This is a genomic window from Pilosibacter fragilis, from assembly GCF_032490495.1.
GTDB classification, from domain to species: domain Bacteria; phylum Bacillota; class Clostridia; order Lachnospirales; family Lachnospiraceae; genus Pilosibacter; species Pilosibacter fragilis.
In genome coordinates this window covers 165199-188903 of the sequence record NZ_JAVYJB010000006.1, presented here as the reverse complement: position 1 = coordinate 188903, position 23705 = coordinate 165199, and the positions used below count along the sequence as shown (strand labels likewise).

General features: G+C 47.2%; 23 protein-coding genes. 10 read left to right on the top strand and 13 right to left on the bottom strand.

Annotation, left to right across the window (positions count from 1 at the left end):
* The first annotated feature begins 137 nt into the window (after positions 1 to 137).
* The 6 genes from ABCW45_RS07865 to tnpC all read left to right on the top strand — a co-directional run bounded on the left by ABCW45_RS07865 (position 138) and on the right by tnpC (position 5241).
* Positions 138 to 422 (top strand): class I SAM-dependent methyltransferase, encoded by a 285-nt coding sequence (locus ABCW45_RS07865; protein WP_117471232.1) that lies wholly within the window; start codon positions 138 to 140, stop codon positions 420 to 422.
* 172 nt (positions 423 to 594) lie between these two features.
* Positions 595 to 1392 carry a hypothetical protein gene (locus ABCW45_RS07860; RefSeq protein WP_117504723.1) on the top strand — a complete coding sequence of 266 codons (798 nt, stop codon included), beginning with the start codon at positions 595 to 597 and terminating at the stop codon, positions 1390 to 1392.
* 233 nt (positions 1393 to 1625) lie between these two features.
* Positions 1626 to 1916, top strand: a complete 291-nt coding sequence (locus ABCW45_RS07855) for a hypothetical protein (protein ID WP_147324218.1) — start codon at positions 1626 to 1628, stop codon at positions 1914 to 1916.
* A 674-nt stretch (positions 1917 to 2590) separates the two neighbouring features.
* The gene (tnpA, locus tag ABCW45_RS07850) at positions 2591 to 2959 is read left to right on the top strand and encodes an IS66 family insertion sequence element accessory protein TnpA (RefSeq protein WP_118600186.1); all 369 of its coding nucleotides are present in this window, start codon (positions 2591 to 2593) and stop codon (positions 2957 to 2959) included.
* Positions 2949 to 3311, top strand: a complete 363-nt coding sequence (tnpB, locus tag ABCW45_RS07845) for an IS66 family insertion sequence element accessory protein TnpB (RefSeq protein ID WP_343220606.1) — start codon at positions 2949 to 2951, stop codon at positions 3309 to 3311. The genes tnpA and tnpB overlap by 11 nt, the downstream gene beginning before the upstream one ends.
* 298 nt (positions 3312 to 3609) lie before the next feature.
* Positions 3610 to 5241 carry an IS66 family transposase gene (gene tnpC / locus ABCW45_RS07840; protein ID WP_343220605.1) on the top strand — a complete coding sequence of 544 codons (1632 nt, stop codon included), beginning with the start codon at positions 3610 to 3612 and terminating at the stop codon, positions 5239 to 5241.
* A gap of 308 nt (positions 5242 to 5549) precedes the next feature.
* Here the strand turns inward: tnpC and ABCW45_RS07835 are convergent, their stop codons facing one another.
* The 7 genes from ABCW45_RS07835 to ABCW45_RS07800 form a co-directional block, all read right to left on the bottom strand.
* Complete coding sequence (locus tag ABCW45_RS07835; RefSeq protein ID WP_343220604.1) at positions 5550 to 6185, bottom strand: hypothetical protein; 636 nt, start codon at positions 6183 to 6185, stop codon at positions 5550 to 5552.
* Positions 6186 to 6201: 16 nt separating this feature from the next.
* Entirely contained in the window at positions 6202 to 6573 is a 372-nt protein-coding gene (locus ABCW45_RS07830; RefSeq protein ID WP_343220603.1) for a DUF2500 domain-containing protein, read from the bottom strand.
* 290 nt (positions 6574 to 6863) lie between these two features.
* Complete coding sequence (locus ABCW45_RS07825) at positions 6864 to 7364, bottom strand: hypothetical protein (protein WP_139009366.1); 501 nt, start codon at positions 7362 to 7364, stop codon at positions 6864 to 6866.
* Positions 7365 to 7426: 62 nt separating this feature from the next.
* Complete coding sequence (locus ABCW45_RS07820) at positions 7427 to 7855, bottom strand: hypothetical protein (protein WP_343220602.1); 429 nt, start codon at positions 7853 to 7855, stop codon at positions 7427 to 7429.
* 614 nt (positions 7856 to 8469) lie between these two features.
* Positions 8470 to 10374, bottom strand: a complete 1905-nt coding sequence (locus tag ABCW45_RS07810) for an ABC transporter ATP-binding protein (protein ID WP_343220601.1) — start codon at positions 10372 to 10374, stop codon at positions 8470 to 8472.
* The gene (locus ABCW45_RS07805; RefSeq protein WP_343220600.1) at positions 10371 to 12104 is read right to left on the bottom strand and encodes an ABC transporter ATP-binding protein; all 1734 of its coding nucleotides are present in this window, start codon (positions 12102 to 12104) and stop codon (positions 10371 to 10373) included. The genes ABCW45_RS07810 and ABCW45_RS07805 overlap by 4 nt, the downstream gene beginning before the upstream one ends.
* Positions 12105 to 12201: 97 nt before the next feature.
* The gene (locus ABCW45_RS07800; RefSeq protein WP_117504714.1) at positions 12202 to 12624 is read right to left on the bottom strand and encodes a MarR family winged helix-turn-helix transcriptional regulator; all 423 of its coding nucleotides are present in this window, start codon (positions 12622 to 12624) and stop codon (positions 12202 to 12204) included.
* 594 nt (positions 12625 to 13218) lie between these two features.
* Between ABCW45_RS07800 and ABCW45_RS07795 the strand changes: the two genes are divergently transcribed.
* Complete coding sequence (locus ABCW45_RS07795) at positions 13219 to 13701, top strand: DUF2798 domain-containing protein (protein ID WP_117513903.1); 483 nt, start codon at positions 13219 to 13221, stop codon at positions 13699 to 13701.
* Positions 13702 to 14011: 310 nt separating this feature from the next.
* Here the strand turns inward: ABCW45_RS07795 and ABCW45_RS07790 are convergent, their stop codons facing one another.
* Positions 14012 to 14698, bottom strand: a complete 687-nt coding sequence (locus ABCW45_RS07790) for a DUF6198 family protein (RefSeq protein WP_343220599.1) — start codon at positions 14696 to 14698, stop codon at positions 14012 to 14014.
* Between the two features lie 480 nt (positions 14699 to 15178).
* Entirely contained in the window at positions 15179 to 15748 is a 570-nt protein-coding gene (locus ABCW45_RS07785) for a GNAT family N-acetyltransferase (RefSeq protein ID WP_343220598.1), read from the bottom strand.
* 323 nt (positions 15749 to 16071) lie between these two features.
* On the opposite strand from ABCW45_RS07785, the gene ABCW45_RS07780 reads away from it, so the two are divergent.
* Positions 16072 to 16986 carry an AEC family transporter gene (locus ABCW45_RS07780; RefSeq protein ID WP_021904553.1) on the top strand — a complete coding sequence of 305 codons (915 nt, stop codon included), beginning with the start codon at positions 16072 to 16074 and terminating at the stop codon, positions 16984 to 16986.
* On the opposite strand, the gene ABCW45_RS07775 is transcribed toward ABCW45_RS07780, so the two are convergent.
* Positions 16976 to 17650 (bottom strand): TetR/AcrR family transcriptional regulator, encoded by a 675-nt coding sequence (locus tag ABCW45_RS07775; RefSeq protein ID WP_021904554.1) that lies wholly within the window; start codon positions 17648 to 17650, stop codon positions 16976 to 16978. The two genes, ABCW45_RS07780 and ABCW45_RS07775, sit on opposite strands and share 11 nt — an antisense overlap.
* 322 nt (positions 17651 to 17972) lie before the next feature.
* Between ABCW45_RS07775 and ABCW45_RS07770 the strand changes: the two genes are divergently transcribed.
* Positions 17973 to 19082: an aldo/keto reductase gene (locus ABCW45_RS07770; protein WP_343220597.1), complete on the top strand. Its 1110-nt coding sequence runs from the start codon at positions 17973 to 17975 to the stop codon at positions 19080 to 19082.
* A 21-nt stretch (positions 19083 to 19103) separates the two neighbouring features.
* A complete protein-coding gene (locus ABCW45_RS07765) occupies positions 19104 to 19634 on the top strand; it encodes a DUF3877 family protein (protein WP_343220596.1) in 531 nt (176 codons plus the stop codon).
* A 217-nt stretch (positions 19635 to 19851) separates the two neighbouring features.
* On the opposite strand, the gene ABCW45_RS07760 is transcribed toward ABCW45_RS07765, so the two are convergent.
* The 3 genes from ABCW45_RS07760 to ABCW45_RS07750 form a co-directional block, all read right to left on the bottom strand.
* Complete coding sequence (locus ABCW45_RS07760; protein WP_343220595.1) at positions 19852 to 20820, bottom strand: L-lactate dehydrogenase; 969 nt, start codon at positions 20818 to 20820, stop codon at positions 19852 to 19854.
* Between the two features lie 286 nt (positions 20821 to 21106).
* A complete protein-coding gene (locus ABCW45_RS07755; RefSeq protein ID WP_343220594.1) occupies positions 21107 to 22621 on the bottom strand; it encodes a hypothetical protein in 1515 nt (504 codons plus the stop codon).
* Between the two features lie 235 nt (positions 22622 to 22856).
* Complete coding sequence (locus tag ABCW45_RS07750; protein WP_343220593.1) at positions 22857 to 23690, bottom strand: TrmH family RNA methyltransferase; 834 nt, start codon at positions 23688 to 23690, stop codon at positions 22857 to 22859.
* Between the last annotated feature and the right edge of the window lie 15 nt (positions 23691 to 23705).

Below are 23705 nucleotides of genomic sequence, written 5' to 3'. Positions count from 1 at the left end.
AGATAATTAACTAAAATATAAATAATATATTACAAATTATGAAGATATACGGAAGTATATTGAAAAAAACAGCAATTGAAATATAATTTAAATAAGAGAAAAGCGCAAAGTGGACTGCCCCCCGGAGAGGAGGCAGTATGAGCAAGAAGAAAATTAAAATAAGATATATCATTTTTGTTCTGATCATCATAGGCATAGTAGTTTTTGTTGGAAAAATAACTAAGCTTGATGATTTAAACGCAGAAAAAGTCACCGAGATCATACTCGTATCCCCACCTTATAAAAAGAGAATAACAGACCGGCAGGAGATCGAAGAATTTACGAGTCTGTTTAATGAAAGAAAAAAGAAACCTGTATTTTCAATCATCAACTCATCTGGCTGGAGCAAAAGAGCCATTATAACAACGGAAACATATCAATAGGATATTATTTTTTGCGGGGAAAACATCACAGTGAACAGGCAGAAATATGTCATGGATGAATCGATTGATTCTGAACTGGAACAGTTTTATCAGTCCCTGAATGAGACAGAGGAAAAATATAATTAACAAAGCCCCGTTAAGATGAATGCCCCCGGATAAGGAGGTCACTATTATGGATAAATCAATAAAAACATGGAGAGTTTTTCTTTTTGGGATGTGCTGTATCTTGGTGAGCCTGTATATAAAAAAAATTTTACTCTCATTAGAAATAATAAAAGGTGATTTTTTATCCAATAGTATTGTTGGGGTTGCGGTGATCTGGTTCATAGCCGGTATTTTTCGCCTATACCATTTAAAGCGAACATATCCTGAACTTAAAACAGTCTTATCGAAAGATAAATGGTGCATAGCAGAATCTATTCTTATTTTCATTCTAGCAGTGGGATTAACATTAACTGGTGTAGGAGCGCACAATACCCAGATGTTATCTGAAATATTTCAAAGAGATGAAGATGAGAATATCACAGAATCTATAGTAAACACAGAGTATGGTTCTATAGAGGATTTTTCAGCAAACAACAGCATGGATATTTTTGTGCTTAATTTTAACAAGGAAAGCAATTTAGATAATGGATCGTTCAGCGCAGTAGATAAAACTGTTTCTGTGGCAAAGAGCTATACGGCAGTAACATATGAATGTGAGATAGATAGCGATAGATTTCAGGTAAAGTTGGCAACATATGATTCGGACAATGGCGAAGAACAACTGAACGCTGTAATAAAAAGCAATCCGGACATATTCACGAAAAAAGATATTGGAGGAAATTCCACATATTATTGCCCGGGATCAAAATATGACTGGTCGGACTGTTATGCAATGGTAGTAGATCATAAATTACTCGTGGTTAATATAGAAAAAGAATATGATCAATACATTGAATGGGTGTTAGGGCATATCACATTACAGTAATAAAGAAAGTAATTACTTTTTGTAATATTACAAGGAGCTAGTTTATGCAGATTATATTTCTGCCTGGTGATGAACCATTTTCGCAGTATCCTAATCATTATGTCGTTACTTCTAGTCTTGAAAACGTGATACTCACCATTTAAAGAATGGAGATGATCCTGATTAAAAAGATACGCATAATTGCATTAATATCTATTCTGTGCCTACTGATAGTTTATTTGCTTTGGAATAACATGAGTTTAAAAGGAAATTGGCCGGATGATTCTGATACCGTTTCCATTGAATGGTATGATTATAAAGGAATCTATCACAACCAGACTTTGACAGAAGAAGAAAGAAGCGGACTTACTCAATTAATAAAGGATATAACCCCAAAGAAAATATACATAACTCCGCAATCACGTTCAGGAGAACAAAGTTATAATATTGACTATTCTGGCAAGCGAAGTGTTCGTTATACTGTAAAAAGTTCAGGTTTAATTATTATTTTGAATAATGAATTTCCATTTCAACATTCGGTCTGAAATAGGAGATGACGCGGTAATTATTCAATACATAAATAGTATGGTTGATAGATGAGCAAAGAAGAAAAAACGCATCACCATAAAAGCTGTTTGATCGTGATATGAATGGAGAACTTGTACACTGGTTCACAAAATCAAAGGGAAATGGAGGGGACAAAATGAAAAAACATTGTATACTATGGACTGTAGTAATAACTCTTATTGTTTCCTGGTTTTTATTTTTCCCGTGGAGCAAACAAGTATTAGAGGATGGCGGGACTATTGTCTATTCCAGTTTCACATATAAAATTTATATATGGAACTCAATAGGAGGAAAAAATACGACTGAGATATATTATTTCCCATCTAATTTTAAGTATAGGAGTGGAACATTAAATTAATAATCAAAAGTCAATGATAAACCCTTGAACATTGTTTGTGTGTCTGTCATCGAATATTTTCAACTGGTGAAAGTCTGGAAACTGCTTGGTAATGGGAAGGGGGAGGAGAAAAATGTTGTCCTCTCAAAAGAAATATTTTATTACGATTATTATATATGTTGCGCTTTACCTTTGTAAACGCTCCATAGCAAGTACCTGTTCCTCCACTCCTTTTTCTGCCATAATAGTCTCACACTATACAGAGTCAAAAAAGTTAAGTACTCAACTTTTTTGACCGCCTATGGAGGCCTAGCTATGAGCAGTCAAACAAGTTTAGTTGCTGAACAGGTTCGGTTGCAGCAATGGGCGGCACAGATCCAGGATTGTAAAAACCGCCCTGCAGATATGAAAGTAGAAACCTGGTGCAGTGAGCATGGCATCACAAAAGCGAATTATTATTATCGTCTGAAAAGAGTCCGCAAAGCATGTTTGGAGGTCTACAATCCAGAACCGGCGTTTGTGGAACTTCCTCAGCCGACAGAGAAAGCTCTGCCCCGGGAAGACAGCAGCTTAAAACCGACAGCTATTCTGCGAAATTCCAGAGGATTGGCACTTGAAATTTATAATCCTGTCTCTAAAGATATGCTTCAGTGTATCCTGGAGGTGCTGTCTAATGCTGAATGACGCCACAGGTCTGAAAAAGATCTATCTTGCAGCTGGTTATACCGATCTGCGGAGAGGAATGGATGGTCTCGCAACGATCATCCGGTTCCGGTTTCAGCTCGATCCGTATGATAAAAATACGCTCTTTCTTTTCTGCGGGAAGAAGACGGACCGGATCAAGGGACTCTTATGGGAAGGGGATGGGTTCCTGCTTCTTTACAAGAGACTGAGCAACGGTGCCTTCAACTGGCCACGTTCCGTAGAAGAGGCGTTGGAAATATCCCGGGAACAGTATACGATGCTGATGCAAGGGCTTGAAATTCTCCCCAAACATCCGATCAGGCCAAATGATCCGCCTAAAAGATTGATGTAACATTTGTGCATTATGGAGAAAAGAATTTCCATATTTCACAAAAGAAAAGCGAATCTCTTCCGTTTCATAAAGCTTATCCACAGAATTCAGTCCGCAGGAATCAAACCACACGGTTTCGGGCAGAAAAATCGTTCTGAATCTGTGGATAGCAGTACAGAACATCTGGAATCCTGAAAAGCTATCCCAGGTGCTCTGTACTGTTATCCACCGTCATTATGCCGAAAGGAAAACAGGCGCCAAGTGGCAGAAAACGTACAGATCTGGTACAATGGACTCATTAAGGAAAGGAGTTCCTGCCATGGCGATGAAGTTCACAGAAGAACAGTTAAACAGCTTTGATAAATCTATGCTGATCCAGTTATTTTTGAATCAACAGGAACAGTTAGAAAAGGTCAGTGCCGACCTGCATTCCCTGGATACGAAGATGCAGGCAATGATGGAACAGCTGATCCTGGCTAATAAGAACCGGTTTGGACGTTCCTCTGAAAAAATGGAGGATGCCCAGCAGCTCCGTTTTGCAGCAGTGGATGGAACCATTGTGTTTTTTAATGAAGCCGAAGCTGTCTGTGATCTGGAGGCACCGGAACCAGAGACTCTGGAGCCGGCACCGGAACGCAGAAAAAAAGCAACTGGTAAGAAAGCACAGGATATGTCCGGGCTTCCTACAAATCGGATCGACCACTACATGACCGAAGAAGAATTAACAGCAGAATTCGGTGCAAACGGCTGGAAACAGCTTCCAGATGCTATTACACGCAGATATCGTTTCATTCCGGCAAAAGTCGAGGTGGATGAGCACCATGTTGGTGTATATGCCAGCAAAACAGACGGGCACATGATAAAAGCAAAGCATCCCAAAAGCCTGCTTCATGGAAGCCCCGTATCCGTTTCGCTCGCTGCTGCGGTCATGAATGGAAAATACGTAAACGCGGTCCCTCTTTATCGCCTTGAACAGGAATTCCTTCGATATGGTCTTGCCATAACCAGGCAGAACATGGCGAACTGGATGATCCGGCTGGGAGAAGAATATCTCGCCGTTTTGTATGATCACCTTCATTCGCTGCTTTACAGCTATCATGTCATCCAGGCTGATGAGACACCGGTATTGGTAAACCGGGATGGCCGCAGTGCCGGTTCCAAGAGTTATATGTGGGTGTACCGTTCCGGTCACATGTATCCGGAAAAACAGATCATCCTTTATGAGTATCAGAGGACAAGAAATGCCTCTCATCCCCGGGAATTCCTAAAGAATTATTCCGGTATCTGCGTGACGGATGGCTATCAGGTCTACCATACACTGGAAAAAGAGCGTGAGGACCTGACGATAGCCGGGTGCTGGGTCCATGCCCGCAGGCGCTTTGATGAAGCGCTTGCAGTAGTACCGAAAGAACGCCAAAAAGAATCCGCATCCTATCTGATTTTAAAGCAGATCCAGACGATCTACAGAAAAGAAGGAAAGCTAAAGGATCTCTCATCGGAAGAACGGCTTTCCCGGCGTCAGGTGGCTATAAAGCCACTGGTAGACGCCTTGTTTGCGTACCTAAAGCAGCATGAAAGCGAGGTCGGAACAGAAAAGCTGAAGGATGCCTTCAGTTACGCTCTGAATCAGGAAAAATATCTCCGGGTTTTCCTGACAGATGGGGATGTCCCTATGGATAATAACGCCTCTGAGCGCGCGATCCGCGGATTCTGTGTTGGAAAGAAGAACTGGCAGATGATCGATACGATCAATGGTGCGAAATCATCCGCGATTATTTACAGCATCGCAGAGACAGCAAAAGCGAATAACCTAAAACCATACGAATACTTTGAACACCTTCTGACAGAGATCCCAAAGCACATGGATGACAGTGACCGGTCATTCTTAGACGACCTGCTTCCATGGTCGGAAAAGCTGCCGGACGTTGTCAGAAAACCGAAAAAGCAATGAAGCAGAGCCGCGGAAGCGGCTTTTAGCTTATAGGGTACTTGGTATGGAGCGTTTACTTACCTTTTGTCCCAAACTGTTCTTTCCAAATTATATTTGTTTCAATGGACAGCAACACACCATTATTTATATGTTTGGATTTTCTCCACTGTACTGCTTTATTGTAAGAAATATATAGTTTCATTTTCAATAACATTTGGAAATTTGTTTGGAATATTAATTGGTCAATTTTTTGGAGATTGCATTAAGTATAAGAACATATTAAAAATAACAGCAGAAATGTCCTTGGAACAAAAATATTCACTTTACCATCATCCATGCGTAGAGTATTGGATTGTAACTATTATTATTTTTACAGTAGTTGGCATATTAGTGAACAAGCGCAGATATGTCAGGGATGAATCTTGAACTGGATCAGTTTTAGCTATTGTTGAATGAAACATTGGAAAAGAGTGAATGCATCGGCGAAATTCATGGAGGTGACGGCTATGAGGAAAATAAAGGAGCTTATATTTTCTGAGAATGGTATGAAAGCAGTTAACACCTTGTTCTTTTCGGCGATGCTTTTTTATAGGAGCGTCCTGCTGTTTGTCGCTTATATTGTCTGGATCTGTTATCTTGTGTTTTGCATTAGAAATACGGAATCCAGGGGGAGCAAGGTGGTTTATTCGGTGTTTGTTGGAATTGCAGTTGTTATGATCGGAGTGAATCTGTATGGTTTGATACGAGGATGATAGATCATCCGGATTTCCTTTTGAACTTCCAATTTTCAGCGACTTTACTGCTACCGATGCATCTTCTGCACGTTCTTCTTTATTTGTCTCTGTTTCTTCATGTGCAGAATCTGCAGGGGCAATCGTAGTTATTTCCGGTATCGTCTTCTGAGCAGTCTGGCAGCCGGTCATAAACAAGCAGACAATCCCGAGCATTATAAATCGTTTTTTCATGTTATCACCTCCTGAATCACACGCGCTCAAATGACAGATATCTCGTCCTTTGAAAAGTGAGTTTTCCGATATTTCCTTCCGCCAGCATTCCATATTCTCTTCCTGAAACCTGTAGTTCCATCCGGTCACCGCTCTCTACCTGAAACGTGACATAGTAGCTGGTACTTGAAGTCGAATGAAAGCCATGAGCTCCAGACAGGTCACCCGCATTTGCATGGCTATGATGTGTGATATTTTCACGCTTTGCGACGATGGTTGCACTCACCGACAGACGCGGTGACTGATTGTTTTTGTGCCATGTTCTGATTCCGGTCACAAACTGAAAGATGATCATACCGAAAACGATCACGAAGATAATTGGAAACATATATTCAAACAGCATAAACATATCACTCACCCCTTCTTAATCTTGCGTCTAACGATTCCCCTGAGCACAGCATATACAACAATCACGAAAAGCGAGGCAGCGCTATACAGTAATGCTTCTGTATACCAAGGCGCAGAATTCTGTTCGTATAGTTTCGGAAAGCGCTTGTACTCATAGAAATCCATACTCGTTTTAATCACAATCACATAAAAACTCGCATAGATCATACATTTTAAGAAATCGTAGAGTTTATTCATATCATCACCTCCGCGATACACTGCTCAATTCTTTTGACTTCAACAAATTGGAATTTATTTTGGCAAATCATCTTCCGCTTTAAAATTCACATTACTGCCATCGATCGAGATCGTGATCGTGTAGTTATAGATTATACCATCTTCTGTTTCCAGCTTAAATGTTACCGCACCACCTCCGAGATACTGAAAATCAGGTTCGTCAGACATTCTTGCATATGTGCCATACTGTTGAAAGTATCCGTCTGCATCAAAGAACGCAACATTGCTTGATTGCTCCTTATCGTTCCGGAAGAGTACTGCACCAACACGGTCACTGGCATGATCTGGAATTAAAACACAGTCTATGTATTCCCAATCTGTTTCTTGCACAAGAGAGAACATAGACACAATATTTTGTTCAGACCAGATTTTTCCTCCATTCAGATTACTGATATCTGTATTCTGAACCGGATTGCTGGCAGAATCTGATGTTTCTGGCATGGCGTCTTTGCTGCTACAGGCGGACATTCCTAATACACAAACCGTCATGAAAATAAAAAGCAATGCTCTCTTCATATGAATACCTCCTCAAATTCCGATTTTTCGTTCTCTGCGACTTCCCAATAAACGGGAAGTTGTTACTCTGATTTCCGCCAGAACAATCCTTCTGAAGCTGCAATTTTCTCGAACAACATACACATTTCTTCATCTGGATTATAAATGTTTATATTTAAGCAATCCCATCCAAACTGGAGAAGCACATCTTTACTTGTAAATAATATATTTACATCACCAGAATGGCTTTCCAGCATAGTATCAATGATTTTTGTTACTTGTTCGGGGGTTGGCTGTTCAATCCATTTGCCCCATTGAACAGATGCAGGATAATAACACATCGCTTTCAAAATAACGCCAACAAATCTATCTCTTAACCCACAGTAATCATAGTGGTTGAGTAGATAAGTTTCTACTTCAAAAAACTGTCCACCACAATTCATGGGTACTTGTTTAGGGAGGAAATCCATTATATAGCACGGGGTTTCCAAGAGTTTGTCAATTATGTTCACTTAATCACGCTCCTTTAACAAATTCCGATTAGTTACTCACATAATATCATGTTTTTTCTTCAATTACATCTACATAATTTTAATAAACTGCCATTCGGTTTGCTTCTGTAACCAGCGTCCGGTTAATCTTCTCCTGCATTGTTTCCCTTGCATCTTCGTTGAAATGATAACGGATGACAGAGACTGTCCAACTCATCGATACGCTCTTTGGGAATACAAGGCTGTTCGGATATATCCTCAATGTATTAGATATCATCCGCAAAATGGGATTCCAGTATTACTTCCCGCATCGTACATCCCATCCCGGCGCATTGCATTTGACGATTAAACTGCCGGACGAACAATCCTGCCCTCCGCCCTTAGCATTCTCCTGCAAGCTTAGAGGAACCCTCCCGGAATTCCTCAAGGCCCGCTCCCGGAGGGATACCGGCGCGTCCCCGCAACAATGAATCAACATACAGAACCTGCCACCGACATCTTCTCCCGGTTATATGGCCAACAAAAAAGGGCCTGCTGCACCAGCAATCCATTGCCAGTGCAGCAGGCCCTTTAAAATACGTTCTAAATTACATTCTAAGTCAACATCTAAGCTGAAATCTACAGGCCAAGAGCCATCACTCCAACTCAAACGCCCCAGTATACAACTGATAATACACACCCTTCTGCGCGATCAACGTCTCATGATCCCCGCGCTCAATGATATGCCCGTGATCTAAAACCATGATCGCCTTACTGTTGCGTACCGTAGAAAGTCGGTGGGCGATGACAAAGACGGTACGTCCCATCATCAGGTTATCCATGCCCTCCTGAACCAGCGCCTCCGTTCTCGTATCGATCGAACTCGTCGCCTCGTCAAGGATCATCACAGGAGGATCAGCGACAGCTGCTCTCGCGATGGAAATGAGCTGTCTCTGCCCCTGCGAAAGGCTGGCGCCGTTGCCGGTCAGCATCGTATTGTAACCTTCCGGAAGTCTCTGGATAAAATCATCCGCATTCGCAAGCCTTGCAGCCGCCATGCATTCTTCATCGGTGGCATCCAGCCGTCCATAACGGATATTCTCCATAACCGTACCCGTAAAGAGATTCACATCCTGAAGAACAACGCCGAGAGACCGCCTGAGATCCGGTTTCCGGATCTTTGTGATATTGATCCCATCGTACCGGATCTTGCCGTCCGGAATATCATAAAACCGGTTGATCAGGTTCGTGATGGTCGTCTTACCGGCACCTGTGGCGCCGACGAAGGCGATCTTCTGACCGGGCTTCGCGTAGAGTGTGATGTCATGAAGCACAAGCTTCTCCGGCGTGTATCCGAAATCCACATCCTCTAAACGGATATCGCCCTTTAAAGGAGTATAAGTGACGGTTCCGTCCGCCTTGTGTGGGTGCTTCCAGGCCCAGATTCCGCTCTTGTCGTTTGTCTCTTTTAAGACGCCGTCAGCGCCCCATTCCGCGCGTACAAGAGTCACATAACCCTCATCTTCCTCCGGTTTCTCATCGATCAGTGCGAACACACGGGAAGCGCCCGCAAGACCCATGGCGATCATGGCAACCTGCATGGAGGCCTGACCGATGGTCTGGGAGAGCTGTCTTGCCATACCGAGGAAGGAGACGATCACACCGATGGTGACAATACCGGAACCGCTGAGACTTAAGTTCGGGGCTTTGAGATATACGAGGAGTCCGCCGACAATGGCGAGGACCACATACATCAGGTTGCCCACGTTATTTAAGATCGGCATCAGGGAGTTGCCATAACGGTTTGCCTGCTCACCGTCGGAGAAAAGCTGCTCGTTCAACTTGTCAAAATCCTTCTTACATTCGTCCTCATGGCAGAAGACCTTGACGACCTTCTGTCCCTGGATCATCTCCTCGATGAAACCTTCCTCCTTCGCGAGGGATCTCTGCTGTGCCATCATGTAGCGGGAGCTTGCGCCGCCGAATTTCTTCGTGACGGTCAGCATGAGAGCGGAGAAGAGGCACACAACGAGAGTCATCCACACACTGTAATAGATCATCATGAGAAGCATGACCGTGATCGTGAGAGAAGACTGGAAGACCATCGGAAGCGACTGGCCGATCAGCTGGCGGATTGCGTCCGTATCGTTTGTGTAGGTACTCATGATATCGCCGTGGGCGTGGGTGTCAAAATATTTGATCGGCAGGGACTGCATCTTATCGAACATGTCCACACGCAGGTGCTTTAATGTCCCCTGTGTCACGGTCGCCATGAGGTGGGTGTAGGTGAAGGCTGCCGCGACACCAAACACATACAGGGTGACCATCGAGAGGATCGTCTGCATGAACGGCTGCCGGATGCTCTCAAATCCGTTCTCCAGTCCCGGAAGAATGCAGGTATCGATGAGCCGTTGTAAAAATACGGTCTGGACCACGGAGGCAGCTGCGGCGATGATGATGCAGATGATCACGGTGATCATGTACACCCGGTAGTTCTTGTAAATGTAGCGGAGCAGGCGGCCGAAGGTGCCATTTTTCTTATTCTGTTTTTCCATGATCATGCCTCCTTGCTCTTTGTCTGGGAATCATTGACTTCTCTGTAAATGCCGTTTAAGGCGAGAAGTTCTTCGTGGGTTCCGGATTCCACGATCCGCCCGCCATCCATGACGAGGATGCGGTCTGCGTCCTGAACAGAGGAAACACGCTGGGCGATGATGATCTTTGTGGTGTCCGGAAGCTCATGTTTAAATGCCTGACGGATCAGGGCATCAGTCTTTGTATCGACTGCGGAAGTCGAGTCGTCCAGGATCAGGATCTTCGGTTTCTTTAAGATCGCTCTCGCGATGCAGAGACGCTGTTTCTGGCCGCCGGAGACGTTCGTTCCGCCCTGTTCGATGTAGGTGTCATATCCATCCGGGAATTGTGTGACGAACTCGTCCGCCTGCGCTAATCGGCACGCGTGGATCAGCTCCTCGTCTGTGGCGTTCTTATTGCCCCAGCGGAGGTTTTCCTTGATCGTTCCGGAGAAGAGGACGTTCTTCTGGAGAACGACAGCCACAGCGTCACGGAGGGCCTGAAGATCGTACTCCCGCACATCGCGTCCGCCGACCTTCACCGCGCCCACCGTCACATCGTAGAGACGTGGGATCAGCTGGATCAATGTTGTCTTTGCGGAGCCGGTACCGCCGATGATGCCGATGGTGGAACCGGACGGAATCTTAAGATCAATGTCAGTCAGGGCAAATTTCTTGTTCTTTCCGGAATAGCGGAAGGAAACATGGTCGAACTCGACGCTGCCGTCCTTTACATCCGTTGCTCCGTTTTCCGGGGATCGTAAAACGCTCTCATGATTCAGGACTTCGGCAATACGGTCGCCGGATTCCTGGGCCATGCTGCACATAACGAATACCATGGACAGCATCATCATGGACGTGAGGATCTGGACGCCGTAGCTGATCAGGGAAGAAAGTTCCCCGGTGGAAAGCTCGCTGCCTCCGGTGCCGATGATGAGCTTCGCGCCGAAAAAGCTTACTAAAAGCATTGAAACATAGATGCAGAAGGTCATCACCGGGTTATTTAAGGCGAGGATCTTTTCTGCCATCGTGAAGTCTTTTCGCACCTCCTCGGCAGCGTTTTCGAATTTCTCCTTCTCGTAATCTTCGCGGACGAAGGATTTTACGACACGGATGCCGCCGACGTTCTCCTGTACGGAGTTATTTAAGGCATCGTATTTCTTGAAGATCCGCTTAAAGATCGGGTGGACATAGAAGAAGATGCCAAACAGTGCCGCTGCAAGAACCGGGAGAAGTGCCAGAAAGATGAAGGACATCCGGACATTGATGCTCATGCTCATGATGACGGAAAAGACTGTCATAAGCGGGGCACGGACTGCCATACGGATCAGCATCTGGTAGGCGTTCTGAACGTTCGTGACATCCGTCGTCATCCTCGTAACAAGAGAGGAGGAGGAGAACTTGTCGATGTCTGCGAAGGCGAAGTCCTGGGTCTTAAAGTAGAGATCTCTTCTTAAGTTCTTCGCGAGTCCGCACCCGGCTGTGGCAGCCGCTCTCGCCGAGAGAACGCCGAAGAGCAGGGAAAGGGTCGCAAGGACCAGTAAGAGGGCGCCGTATTTTAAGATCGGTGCCATGGAAGATCCGGTCATGTCATCGATAAGCTTAGACATGATGAGAGGAATCGTACATTCCAGAATGACTTCCATGGTGACAAACAGCGGTGTCTCGATGGACACGCGTTTGTACTGGCGCACGCTTTTTAAAAGTGTTTTAACCATGAATGATTTACCTCGTTTCCATATAAAATTTGCGATCCCGCAAAAGCTCCTGATGCGGAGAACATGCAGGTTCTGCAGGTGGGACCCGTCCGGATATTCAGGACATATTTCGGATCATCTGGTTGATGACCCTGAAAAACACGGCGAGATCCTGGGGAGATATTCCGGAGGTCAGACGATCTTCGGTTTCTTCCAGACTCTGGTGGATCAGTTCCTGATACTGCATGGCTTTTTCAGTAGCGACAATGCGTTTTAGGCGGGCATCATAAGGAACTGCCTCACGGTAGATCAGTCCGTTTTTTTCCATATCCTTTAAGAGCTTTGTGGCGGTCGGTGGTCTGAGACTGTACTCCTCTTCGATATCTTTCTGGAAGACATCGCATTCCTGCCCGCGCGCCAGAATAAAATGTAGCGTTTTTCCCTGTGCGCCGCTTAATGTACCATGAAAAGAAAAGGTACTGAAGTGCCTGCGGATCAGGTTGGAGAGCATTCCCACACTGCGTCCAACGGTTTCTTTCATAGATCAAGTTCCCCCTTATACCCACCACCCAAAAGAGGTGGGAGTCTTCTCGACAGAGATAAAAAGCTGTGATTTGATCGTCTGCCGGATACTTAGCAAACTAAATTATTAGCTTGCTAAGAATAATAAGGCTTTTGTGGGGGAATGTCAATGGGAAAATTGTGAAGAAACTGTGATCGATGATGAAAAAGCTGAGGTTTGCGGAAGAAAGTGGGGACAGCTTAAGAATTCCATGGACGTCACGATGGGGGATAGGATGAATGTGAATAATGAAATGATAGAATTGGGCTAAAGTTTTGTGCAAGTATACAAAATTGGTGTTTTGTGGAAAAAAGTACTTACGAAGCGATATAAAAATATTGTATACTGCGTTCACATAGAGATTGAGAACGCAGTGAGATGTACACGAAAAGAGCAGTGGAGTCGCAACGAGTTTTGTTGGCTTCGCTGCTTTTTTCTGTCATATGCCCGGAAGAAACGGTCAGAGACGGTTCTTACAGATGATGATCTGAGTGAAGAAGTTCTGATACGGCTTTCGGGGAAATATCCACATCGTTTTCACAGAAATTTATAGGTTGAAAAAGGAGAAGATGTATGCCAAGAAATAAGAGAGAAAGTCTGATCTACACAGTATTAATGTGTTTTACCATGGTGCTCTGGATGAGCATCTACAACGTAACACTTCATATGGGAGCGTTAAACCTCACAACGATCCGTGAGGCCTGGATCGGATTCCCGATTGCCTATGTGTTCGCGATGAGCATGGACTGGTTCGTGGTCTCCGGACCGGCGAAGGGATTTGCGTTCCGCTTCCTCGTAAAGCCGGAGAGTCCGGTGCTCCACAAGGTGCTCGCAGTTTCCTGTTCCATGGTGGTTCCGATGGTGATTATCATGTCCCTCTACGGTGCCCTCGAGGGATGTGTAAAGGGCGGAAACTTCGGCCCTCTGCTGATCATCTGGCTCACGAATATCCCAAAGAATTTTGTAATGGCACTGCCGTTCCAGCTCATCATCGCAGGACCGCTCGTCCGCAAGGTGTTCCGTGGCGCATTTCCGGAAGGGACTGTGTTAGCGTAAAGAATTCAGAAAAGAAAGCTGCGGTACAAATTGCGGCGTAGATAAGAAAAGCCGTGTGGTCTTTCTCTGTGATAGGATTATGAACCTATGGGGGAAAAAGCTCAGGCGGCTTTTTATATAGAAAATTTAAATGTATTCACTGAAAAATTTCTTTAAAACGGACTGCTTCCTATTTTAAATTGGAGAGCTGCAAGAGTGGGCTGCTTTATGATTCTGCCTAAAATTATGAAGTTTAAATGCGAATTCGTAAGCATATGGAAAATTATAAGGTAGGAGGAGCAACATGAATACAGACAAAGTAATACAGGACCTAAACCGCAGATTTGCTGCGTTCTGTGAGGAATGACACAAACCGGAAGTGTCTATCCAGTATATTGCCTATCATGCCGATGACCTTACCCATCGTGAACGCAGCGAGGATCGTTCCGATTCCAAGCCCTTTGATATGACCGAGGAAACAGAAAGTCAGTCCCGCGGTCACGGCGAGGCAGGTCACGTCGAAGGTGATCTTGACTCTGGAGTATGGAACCTTCAGAATATCGGCCATTTCTCTCGGAAAGAGGTCTGTCGGGATGATCGGAAGTCCGCAGCGGTTGGAGAGGGCGATTCCGAGGCAGATGACGAGATAGCTCACGATAAAATAGACGATCTGGTATCCGATCCCCATCGTGAGGTCCGCGAGGGCGGTCTTATATACATCTAACATCTTACTGAAGGCGAAGCCTACAACGAAGCTGAAGAGGTATGTAGGAACAAACTTTTTCCGTAAGATCATGAGGGCCGCTACGAGAATTCCCTGAAAGATATAAGTCCAGGTTCCGAGTGTCAGAGCCGGGAAGGATTCAGAAAAAGCGTACGGAACGCTGGAAATCGCCGAAATTCCGGCGCCGGAGTCCAGCATTAAGACAACACCGAAACTGTTGATCAAAATCACAATAAGAAGAGCAAGTTCACCGCGCCAGACAGGGCGCTTATTAGTTCGTTCATTCGTATTCATGTCACATCTCCTGTTAGCTTATATTATGTCAAAATCGAACGTTTACCATTGTAGCGTGCTAAAACAAGATGTGCAAGTCTTTTTTTCATCTAACCAGTATATAGTGCAGAGAAGACTCCAGATATAGACCACATGAATGAAAAGTGTTTGTAATTCCGTTCTTTATCCAGTTAATTCTCAGTATGGAGAAAGCAATTAAGCACAGGACACAAAAGCAGAGAGAGTCAGTAATTTCTTTCTTAATTCAGCCAATACACAGCGCAGGGAAGACCTGGGGCACGGACCGCCTGGGTGAAGGGAGCTGGCTTCCTCTTGGCTCGCCGGAGAGTGCGTTGGAGGACATGTGCCACTTGTCTGAGCGAAGCGAGTTGTGGCACATGTCCTCCGTCCTTAGCATTCTTCGGCAAGCTTAGAGGAACCCTCCCGGAATCCCTCAAGTGTCCGCGTCCCAGGTCTTCCCTGCGCGTACCTCTCGCCAAATTATTCACTATAGGAATATGGCTTCACCGCCGCCTGATCCAACGTATGTTCCCCAATAATCTTCTCCATCCAGATCATATCATACCATCGATTAAACTTATACCCGCAGTTCTCAAAAGTCCCGCAAAGCCGGAACCCAAGATGCTCATGGAACTGGGCACTGTTCTTATTTAAATACTCGTCCTCAACCTTCGGGTATCCGATGCAGGCATAAAGATTCAGAACGCCCATATCTTTGAGGCGATCAGCCAGAGCTTCATAGAGTTTTCTGCCAAGCCCGCATTTCTTCGCGTTGTGATCCAGATAGATCGTGAGCTCACTGGCCCAGTCGTAGGCGGCGCGCCCAACGAAAGCATGGGCGTAGGCGTAGCCTTCGATCCTGCCGTCACGTTCGATGACGAGATAAGGATATTTTTTCATGATATCGATCATGCGGTTCTCAAATTCTTCAAGGGAAGGAACATCGTATTCAAAGGTGATCACGGTGTTTTCTACATAATAGGTGTAGATCTCAAGGATTCTCGGAGCGTCGGATAATTTTGCGTTTCTTACTGTGATGTTGGCTTCCATGGTGGGACCTCCTTTGTGAGATGGTATAAATTGGGGTTATTGTACCACTAATAGGGAACGGTGACAAGATTTTATATCCGGATGCGCAGGCAGAAGGGAGATGGATTGGTTACTGTACACGGGTAGGAATTTTCTGAACTGAAAATTCCGTACAATACAGTGGTAGTAGTGGATTTTGCCGATTTGGAATGCGAAGCATCGGCAAAATCAGTTACTGTTTGCGCAAGGCGTGAACAGTAACATGGGTTGATGAAAGTGAGGAGATTGACAAGATCAGAGGGGGAGAGGTACAATAACGTCAGTCTGTAATAAAGGAGTACGTGATGGATTTTACAAGTTTATTTAATATGCAGGGAATGATGTTCTGCATCCTTGCGCTGGGATGGTACCTCAGGAAGAGCGGGATGATCGATAAGAGCGGAAAGGCGCTGCTCAGCAGTCTCGTGATGAATGTGACGCTTCCCGCGAGCATTGTGAAATCGTTCCAGATGGAGTTCAGTATGAATATTCTGAAGCTGACGCTGGAAGTGATCGTGATCTCGTTTCTGATCCAGATCTTTTCGAATCTTTTAAGCCGTGTGCTGTATCCAGGCTGGAGCGAGGAGAGCAAAAAGGTTTTGCAGTACGCGACGATCGTCTCAAATGCCGGTATCCTCGGAAACGCCATCGCTGAGGGAATCTTCGGAGATCTGGGAATCATGTATGCGGCGGTCTACACGATCCCGACGAGAATCTTTATGTGGTCGGTGGGACTCACTTATTTTACGGAGGCGCCGACGAAGAAAGAGCTTTTAAAGAAGGTTGTGACACATCCATGTATCATCGGAATCTTTACCGGCATGGTACTTCTGGTATCCCAGTTCCAACTTCCCGGATTTGTAAACCAGACAGTCCGGACGGTCGCCGGGGCGAACACGTTCTGCGCGATGCTTCTGATCGGGTGTACGCTCGCGGAAATCCCGTTTAAAGAGGTGTTCACGAGAGAAGTTTATTACTACACGTTTATCAGGCTGTTCCTGATTCCTGTCATCGTTCTGGCGGGCTGCCGCCTGTTTCACATTGATCAGCTGATCACAGCGGTCTGTGTGATCCTGTCCGCGATGCCGGCAGCGAGCACGAGCGTTGTTCTCGCAGTCAAATATGGAAAAGACGACCGCCTTGCAACGAAGATCGTTGTCTTTTCGACGGTCGTCTCACTGATCACACTTCCGGTCTGGTGCTATATTCTTACGGTGTGACGCAGGAATTTTCTCCGGCAGGACCGGAGAGATAGTACCAGAGGTTCATTCGGATAAATTCATACATGTTGAGCCGGAAATCACGTTTTTTATATGGGATTCCGGCTATTTTCATAGCCTCCAGCATAACCGGATTGGAGTGGCAGCTTCCACATAGACCGGCAGCGTGGTACAGGACGGAGAGGAAGACTTCGCTGGCATCATGGGAGCTAAGGCCGAGGCGGACTTCCATGAGCCTGACAAAGGCATCACGGTGTGCATGGTAGCTTGTTTTGAAGCTGGCAAGGCGGCATGCTGTGACATGGACCTCGATGATCGTACAGAGGATATCGCTGTAGCGGAGATAGTCACGGTGCGCGTTCAGGACATCTGCCCAGGCAGCAGCCCATTGATCCGGGGTAAATGGTTTCTCATCGGGAAATGCTGCGAACAGATCGTCAAAATAGGACTGCATTTTATCGGAACAGATCTCAAGGTAGATCTCTTCCTTCGTTGTTACATATTTATAGAGGTTTGCCCGCGTCCAGGACAGCTTTCCGGCAATGGTGGAGAGTGTGATCTCCTGGTAGGGGACAGAGCAGAAGAGCTCGTCCGCCGCGGCCTTGATTTCTGCCATTCTGGCCTGTTTCTGTTCTTCACTTCGCGCTCGTACGAAATCTGTCATGGAATTCACCTCCTGAAGGTCTGATGTAGTTCCCGGCGATCAATAGGATCCGGTCGGTCGGTAGAAATCTGAAAGTTAGTTTAAACTGACCGCAGATAGTATGCTATCATCATTATAATTGATTTTCATTCGCTTGACAAGGGAGTGGGCGTATGCTATCATCAAAATAAGTTACAAGATGTTACTTAATGCAGCAGCGGCCGTTGCCGGACCGTGAAAAGTGGACGACGGATCAGCCGGAGAGAACGCGGGAGTATGATCGGGATGCAACGGTGAAGACGTTCACCGCCCGTGCCGGATCTATTCAGAAAAGGAGAGCAGCATGGATAAGATTAAAAAGAATTTTGGTTTCGGATGTATGCGTTTCCCTATGATTGGGGAAGAAATCGATGAGGCGCAGGTTTCCCAGATGGTGGATTATTTTCTGGATCAGGGATTCAACTACTTTGATACGGCTCACGGCTACATCGGTGAGAGAAGTGAGCTTGCGGTCAAAAACTGCCTGACGAGCCGTTATCCGAGGGAGAGCTACATTCTTACAAATAAGCTGACGGCCGCTTATTTTGAGAAGGAAGAGGACATCCGCCCGTTTTTTGAGTCACAGCTGGAGCGCTGCGGTGTAGACTATTTTGATTTCTATCTGATGCATGCCCAGGGAATGGGAAACTATCCGAAGTTTAAGGAATGCCATGCGTATGAGACGGCTTTAACCTTTAAGGAAGAGGGGAAGATCCGCCACTTTGGAATTTCTTTCCATGACCGCGCGGAGGTCCTTGAGCAGATCTTAACGGAGTATCCGCAGATCGAAGTCGTCCAGATCCAGTTTAACTATGCAGATTTCGATGATCCGGCAGTTCAGGCCGGGAAATGCTATGAGATCTGCAGAAAGCATGGAAAACAGGTGATCGTTATGGAACCGGTCCGCGGCGGAAGTCTTGCAAATCTTCCGGATGATGCGAAGGCAGTCTTTGAGGAGCTTCACGGCGGCAGTCCGGCTACCTACGCGATCCGTTACGCGGCGGGATTCCCGGGTATCATGATGGTCCTTTCCGGAATGAGCAGTCTGGAGCAGATGAAGGAAAATGTGAGTTTCATGAAAGACTTCAGGCCCCTTGACGAGAGGGAGATGAAGGCGGTCGAGAAGGTGCGCGAGATCTTCCGCGGAAAGAACCTGATCCCGTGTACCGGATGCCGCTATTGTGTCGACGGATGTCCGAAGAAGATCTCGATCCCGGATCTGTTTGCGTGCATGAACGCGAAGAAGACCTACCAGAATACGAATTCCAATTTTTATTATGGAATCCACACACGGAACAACGGAAAAGCGTCGGATTGTATCAAGTGCGGAAAGTGCGAGAAGGTATGTCCGCAGCATCTTGAGATCCGCAAGCTGCTCTGTGATGTTGCTGATGTATTTGATGTGAAGGCGTAAAAAGAAGGAGAATTTGGCAGGATGGGATTTCGAAGACTGGAAGAGAATCTGATCGATCTGGTGAAGGAGCAGCAGGCGAAGCTGGGATTCCGGCCGGAAGTGATACGACTTTATTATCCGGTGTCCACGCTGAACCATTTTTTCGGGAGTGAGGACACAGCGGAGGAGATGAAGGTGCGTCTGAACGGTCTTGGGGCGCATATGAAAGAGACATTGGGAGAAGTCCGCGTGACGGCGAAGGGAGACCGGTTCTGCTTTCTGATTCCGGAGACCGGAAGTGTCTATGTGCATGAGCAGGTGAAAGGGCGGGAATTTATTCAGGATCTGGTGGATCTCGTTGGAACACATGGATGCACTATGGAGAAGATCAGAGAACTTTTCTGTCAGTGGTCCGCAAAGCCGGTGTTTGAGAAGATCGAAGATGGAGATTTCGAATGGGTCTTCCACTTTGCGGATGGGATTCCGGACCGGTATTATTACTGCTTTAAGGATGAGGGCTGTCATCTGATCTACCACCGGTTTTTGCCGGAGGATTACGCGGAATTACAGTAGATGTAAAAAAGCTCGCGACAACCTGCATTTTCGCGCGTGTGCATATCATTGGCGCCGGAGACCTCTCCGGCGCTTTGTTTACGCGAACAACGAGCCAAAGTCCGCGCTTGCGCGAGACCTTGGCGACTGTCGCGATAACAAGGGGAAACTCGCGAAGCGTGTTTCCCCTTGTTAGGTTAAAAATCTGCCGTTGCTGCGTTCGGCTGATGATATAAGGTTAGTTGGTGGCTGCGGAGAGATCAAGCTCTGCAGCTATTTTTTTCAGGGTCTCGGCGGATTCCCGGAGTTTTTCTGCCTCCTCCGCGTCCAGTGAGATCGGAACGTGGGTTTCGATCCCATTGAGTCCTACGATCGCCGGCATGCTGAGGGAGATGTCGCTGATCCCGTATTCTCCATGCATCATGGAGGAGATTGGGAGAATGGAGCGTTCGTTTCGGATGATGCATTCGCAGATCCGTTTGACACTCATGGCGATTCCGTAGTAGGTGGCCTGTTTTTTGGAGATAATGTCGTAGGCGCTGTTTTTTACCTCTTCAGCGATGCGGTCCATGGCGGCATCATGGTTATAGTGGCCGCGCATCTCACAGAAGGTGTTTAACGGGATTCCGGATACGTTGGTACTGCTCCACGCGGCGATCTCGCTGTCACCATGTTCACCGATGATGAAGGAGTGGACGCTGCGGCTGTCGACACCTAAATGTTCACTTAAGGCATATTTTAAGCGGGCAGTGTCTAAGACCGTGCCGGAACCGATGACACGGTTTTCAGGGAAGCCGGAGAGCTTCAGGGCCGTGTAGGTCAGGATGTCTACCGGGTTGGAGACGATGAGGAGAATGCCCTGAAAGTCCCGTCTGGAGATCTCCGGAATGATGCTTTTATAGATGGCTACGTTTTTATGGACGAGATCCAATCTTGTTTCGCCTGGTTTCTGATTGGCACCGGCGGTGATGATAATGATGGCGGAGTCGGCGATGTCATCGTAGGTTCCGGCATAGATCTTCATCTGACCGGCGAAGGGGATCCCGTGGGCGATATCCTTTGCCTCGCCGTCGGCTTTTGCTTCGTTGGCGTCTAAAAGGACGAGCTCGGAGAAAAGGCGGCTCTGCATAAGAGTGAAGGCAGTGGCGGAGCCAACGAAGCCGCAGCCGATGATCGCTGCTTTTCTTGGGTTGATGGTCTGAGTCATATGGGGTACCTCCTGTATTTGCAAAATGGTGTTGGTTTGGTAGCTGTTCAGTAGGTCTGCGCACTCGCTGCGCTGACCGTAATAAAACACAGGCTTGAAGGCAAAAATCCCATCGGCGAAGCCGATTTGGAATGGATTTTTGCATGTAACTGTGAGGCACTGAACAGTTACTTGGTTTGCTATGCGATGGGCTTAGTATAGCATAACCAAAATATAATGTATGTTGTGTATACAACGAAAATGGAAGAAATTGTTAAAAAAATAACAGAAGGTCAAAGTTTAAAATTTACTCGTTGTAGGAACCGGTCGTGATCGTATATTTGCTGGTGCCCTGCACAAATACAGTGCCGTCTGTGCCGGCGATCGTCACGCTTTTGCCGTCATCGCCTGTGATGGAGCCGTTACAGGTGAGGGAGGTGACGGTGCTGTTTCCGGTTACGGTCCAGGCGGAGAGGGCGTCTATGGTGACGTCGCAGGTTCCGTCTCCGCCGTCACCGGCGTTTGTCTCATCCTGAAGGATGGCGCCTGTTAAGATGGTGCCGCTTGTGAGCTTCAGATCGAGATTGCTGATGCTGTCCCAGAGGATATCGCCGCTCATTTCCTGGGAATCTGCGGTAAAGGTGCAGTCAGCACCATTTTTTCCGGACTGGCCCCAGCCGCGTTTGTTGGCATTTCCGGTGCATTTTAAGAAAAAGTCATTGGACTGGGAGTAGGTGATATCCACGTCTTTCAGGTAGAAGGCGCTCTCCGTATTCGTCGTGTAGAAGAGGCCGCCGTTTAAGGAGGTCAGGCTGCTGCCGTCCATGGAAAATTTGCTTTCGCCGACTTCTGAGTCACCGGACATGCTCTGATAGAGGATGACGGTCCAGTCGCAGTCATTCTGTTCATTTTCCGGAATGTTTCCGGAGAGAGAACAGTTTGTGAGAGAAAGGGAGTTCAGACCCTCTATGCAGACAGCCTCAGAGTTTTCAGCAGTGAGCGCCGCGTTATTGACGGTAATGTCGGCGGTACAGTAGACTGCCGGGGAGCCGGTTCCCCGGGAGGTGTAGGTTCCGCCATCGACGGTCATGGTACCGCCGCCGCGGTCGCTCCGGATCGCCGCGGAGGATTCACCGTTTGTCTCAACGGTGAGGTTGGAGGCAGTGAGTGTGCCGCCGCCTGCCACATGGATACCGCCGGAGGTATCCTGTTTTGTGGTGATGGTGGTGTCGGATACGGTGACTTTGCCGTCTCCGTAGCTGAAGACACCTGCACCGCCTTTTGCATCGGTGGTGATGGTGCCGCCGGTCAGTGTCAGGCTGCCGTTGGCGGCAAGTGCCGCGGCACCGGTTCCGTAAAAGCTGGAGTTATCGCCTCCGGTGCTGTCAGCGGAGTTGCGGTCCATCGTGAAATTTTTTAAGGTGACCTTCGCGCCGTCGGTGATGAGAACTGCGCTCTCATCAGCTCCTGTGGAAGTGTAGGTCTTCCCATCCTCCTCAGTATCGGTGGAGTAGCTTGAGACTGCCTTGTAGGATGTCGGAGCAGCACTCTGTCCCCCCGGGCCTCCGGGACCTCCCGGACCTCCGTTCCCGCCGTCCGGCGGTGCCTGCTTTCCGTCCATGCTTCCCGGAGCCCCGTCCGGCGGATTTCCGGGTTTATCGGAGTTATCGCCCGGAGCGCCGTCCGGTTTGTCAGCCGGAGCGGAGTCGGACGTTTCGGTCACCTGCGCGGTGCCAGCGGTGGAGTCAGCAGCTTTTTGACCGCATCCACCGACCATAAGAGTACCTGCAAGAACCATGCAGAATAATGCCTGTTTTTTCATGATACCAGATCCTTTCTGTTTTTTCGCCTGCGCCCGGGTATTTCCTTTTGACACGTGGCTGTGTATTAGCCGTCATGTATTCGGGAGAAGCTGCCGTTGACAGGTTCTGTAGGGGAGAACTGTAAAGGATTGAAGTGCTCTGCCCCGTGAAATATTGTTATGGATAGGAGTATACGAGCAAAATTTGATGAAAGTGTGAAATACACAAATTATTCATAAAGGGACGTAAACACAGTTAAATCCTGCGAAATTTCGCCAGCTCCCAGAATGCCACCGCGCTGGCTGCCGCAACATTCAGCGAATCTACCCCATGGGCCATCGGGATCATGACCGTATGATCACACCCGCCGATGGTTGCGGAGGCGAGGCCGTCCCCTTCTGTGCCTAAGATCACGGCGAGTTTTTCGGCACCAAGAAGCTTCGGCTCATCAATGGAAACGGAATCTTCTTTCAGCGCCATGGCAGCCGTCTGAAATCCCAAAGATCGGAGTGTTTCAAGTCCGCCGCAGGAGAGATCCGCGTTTTTCGGAAAACAGGTCCACGGAATCTGGAAGACAGTTCCCATACTGACTCTGGCGGCTCTCCGGTAGAGGGGATCGCTGCAGCCGGAGGTCAGGAGCACCGCGTCCATTCCAAGGGCCGCGGCGGAGCGGAAGATCGCCCCGATATTTGTGGGGTTCATGACATTCTCAAGGACAGCGATCCGGTGTTTTCCCTCACAGATTTCCGCCACAGACGGCAGGATCTTTCGCTTCATGGCGCAGAGCAGGCCGCGGGTTAAGGCAAAGCCGGTGAGATTTGTCAGTAGATCGAATTTTGCGGTGTACACAGGAAGCTCCGGGTAAGCAAAAAAGAGCTTCGGGATCAGGCCGTCGGCCTGTTTTTCTTCGATGAGGACAGCGAGCGGTTCATACCCGGCATTGAGGGCGCGCTCGATCACATTCGGGCTTTCTGCGATGAAGATCCCCGGTTTCGGTTCGTTGATATGGAAAAGCTGGGACTCGGAATATCTGGAAAAAAGATCGAGTTCCGGCGCTGTGAGATCAGTGATTTTTTTGATCTGCGGCATAAGAAAAATCTCCTT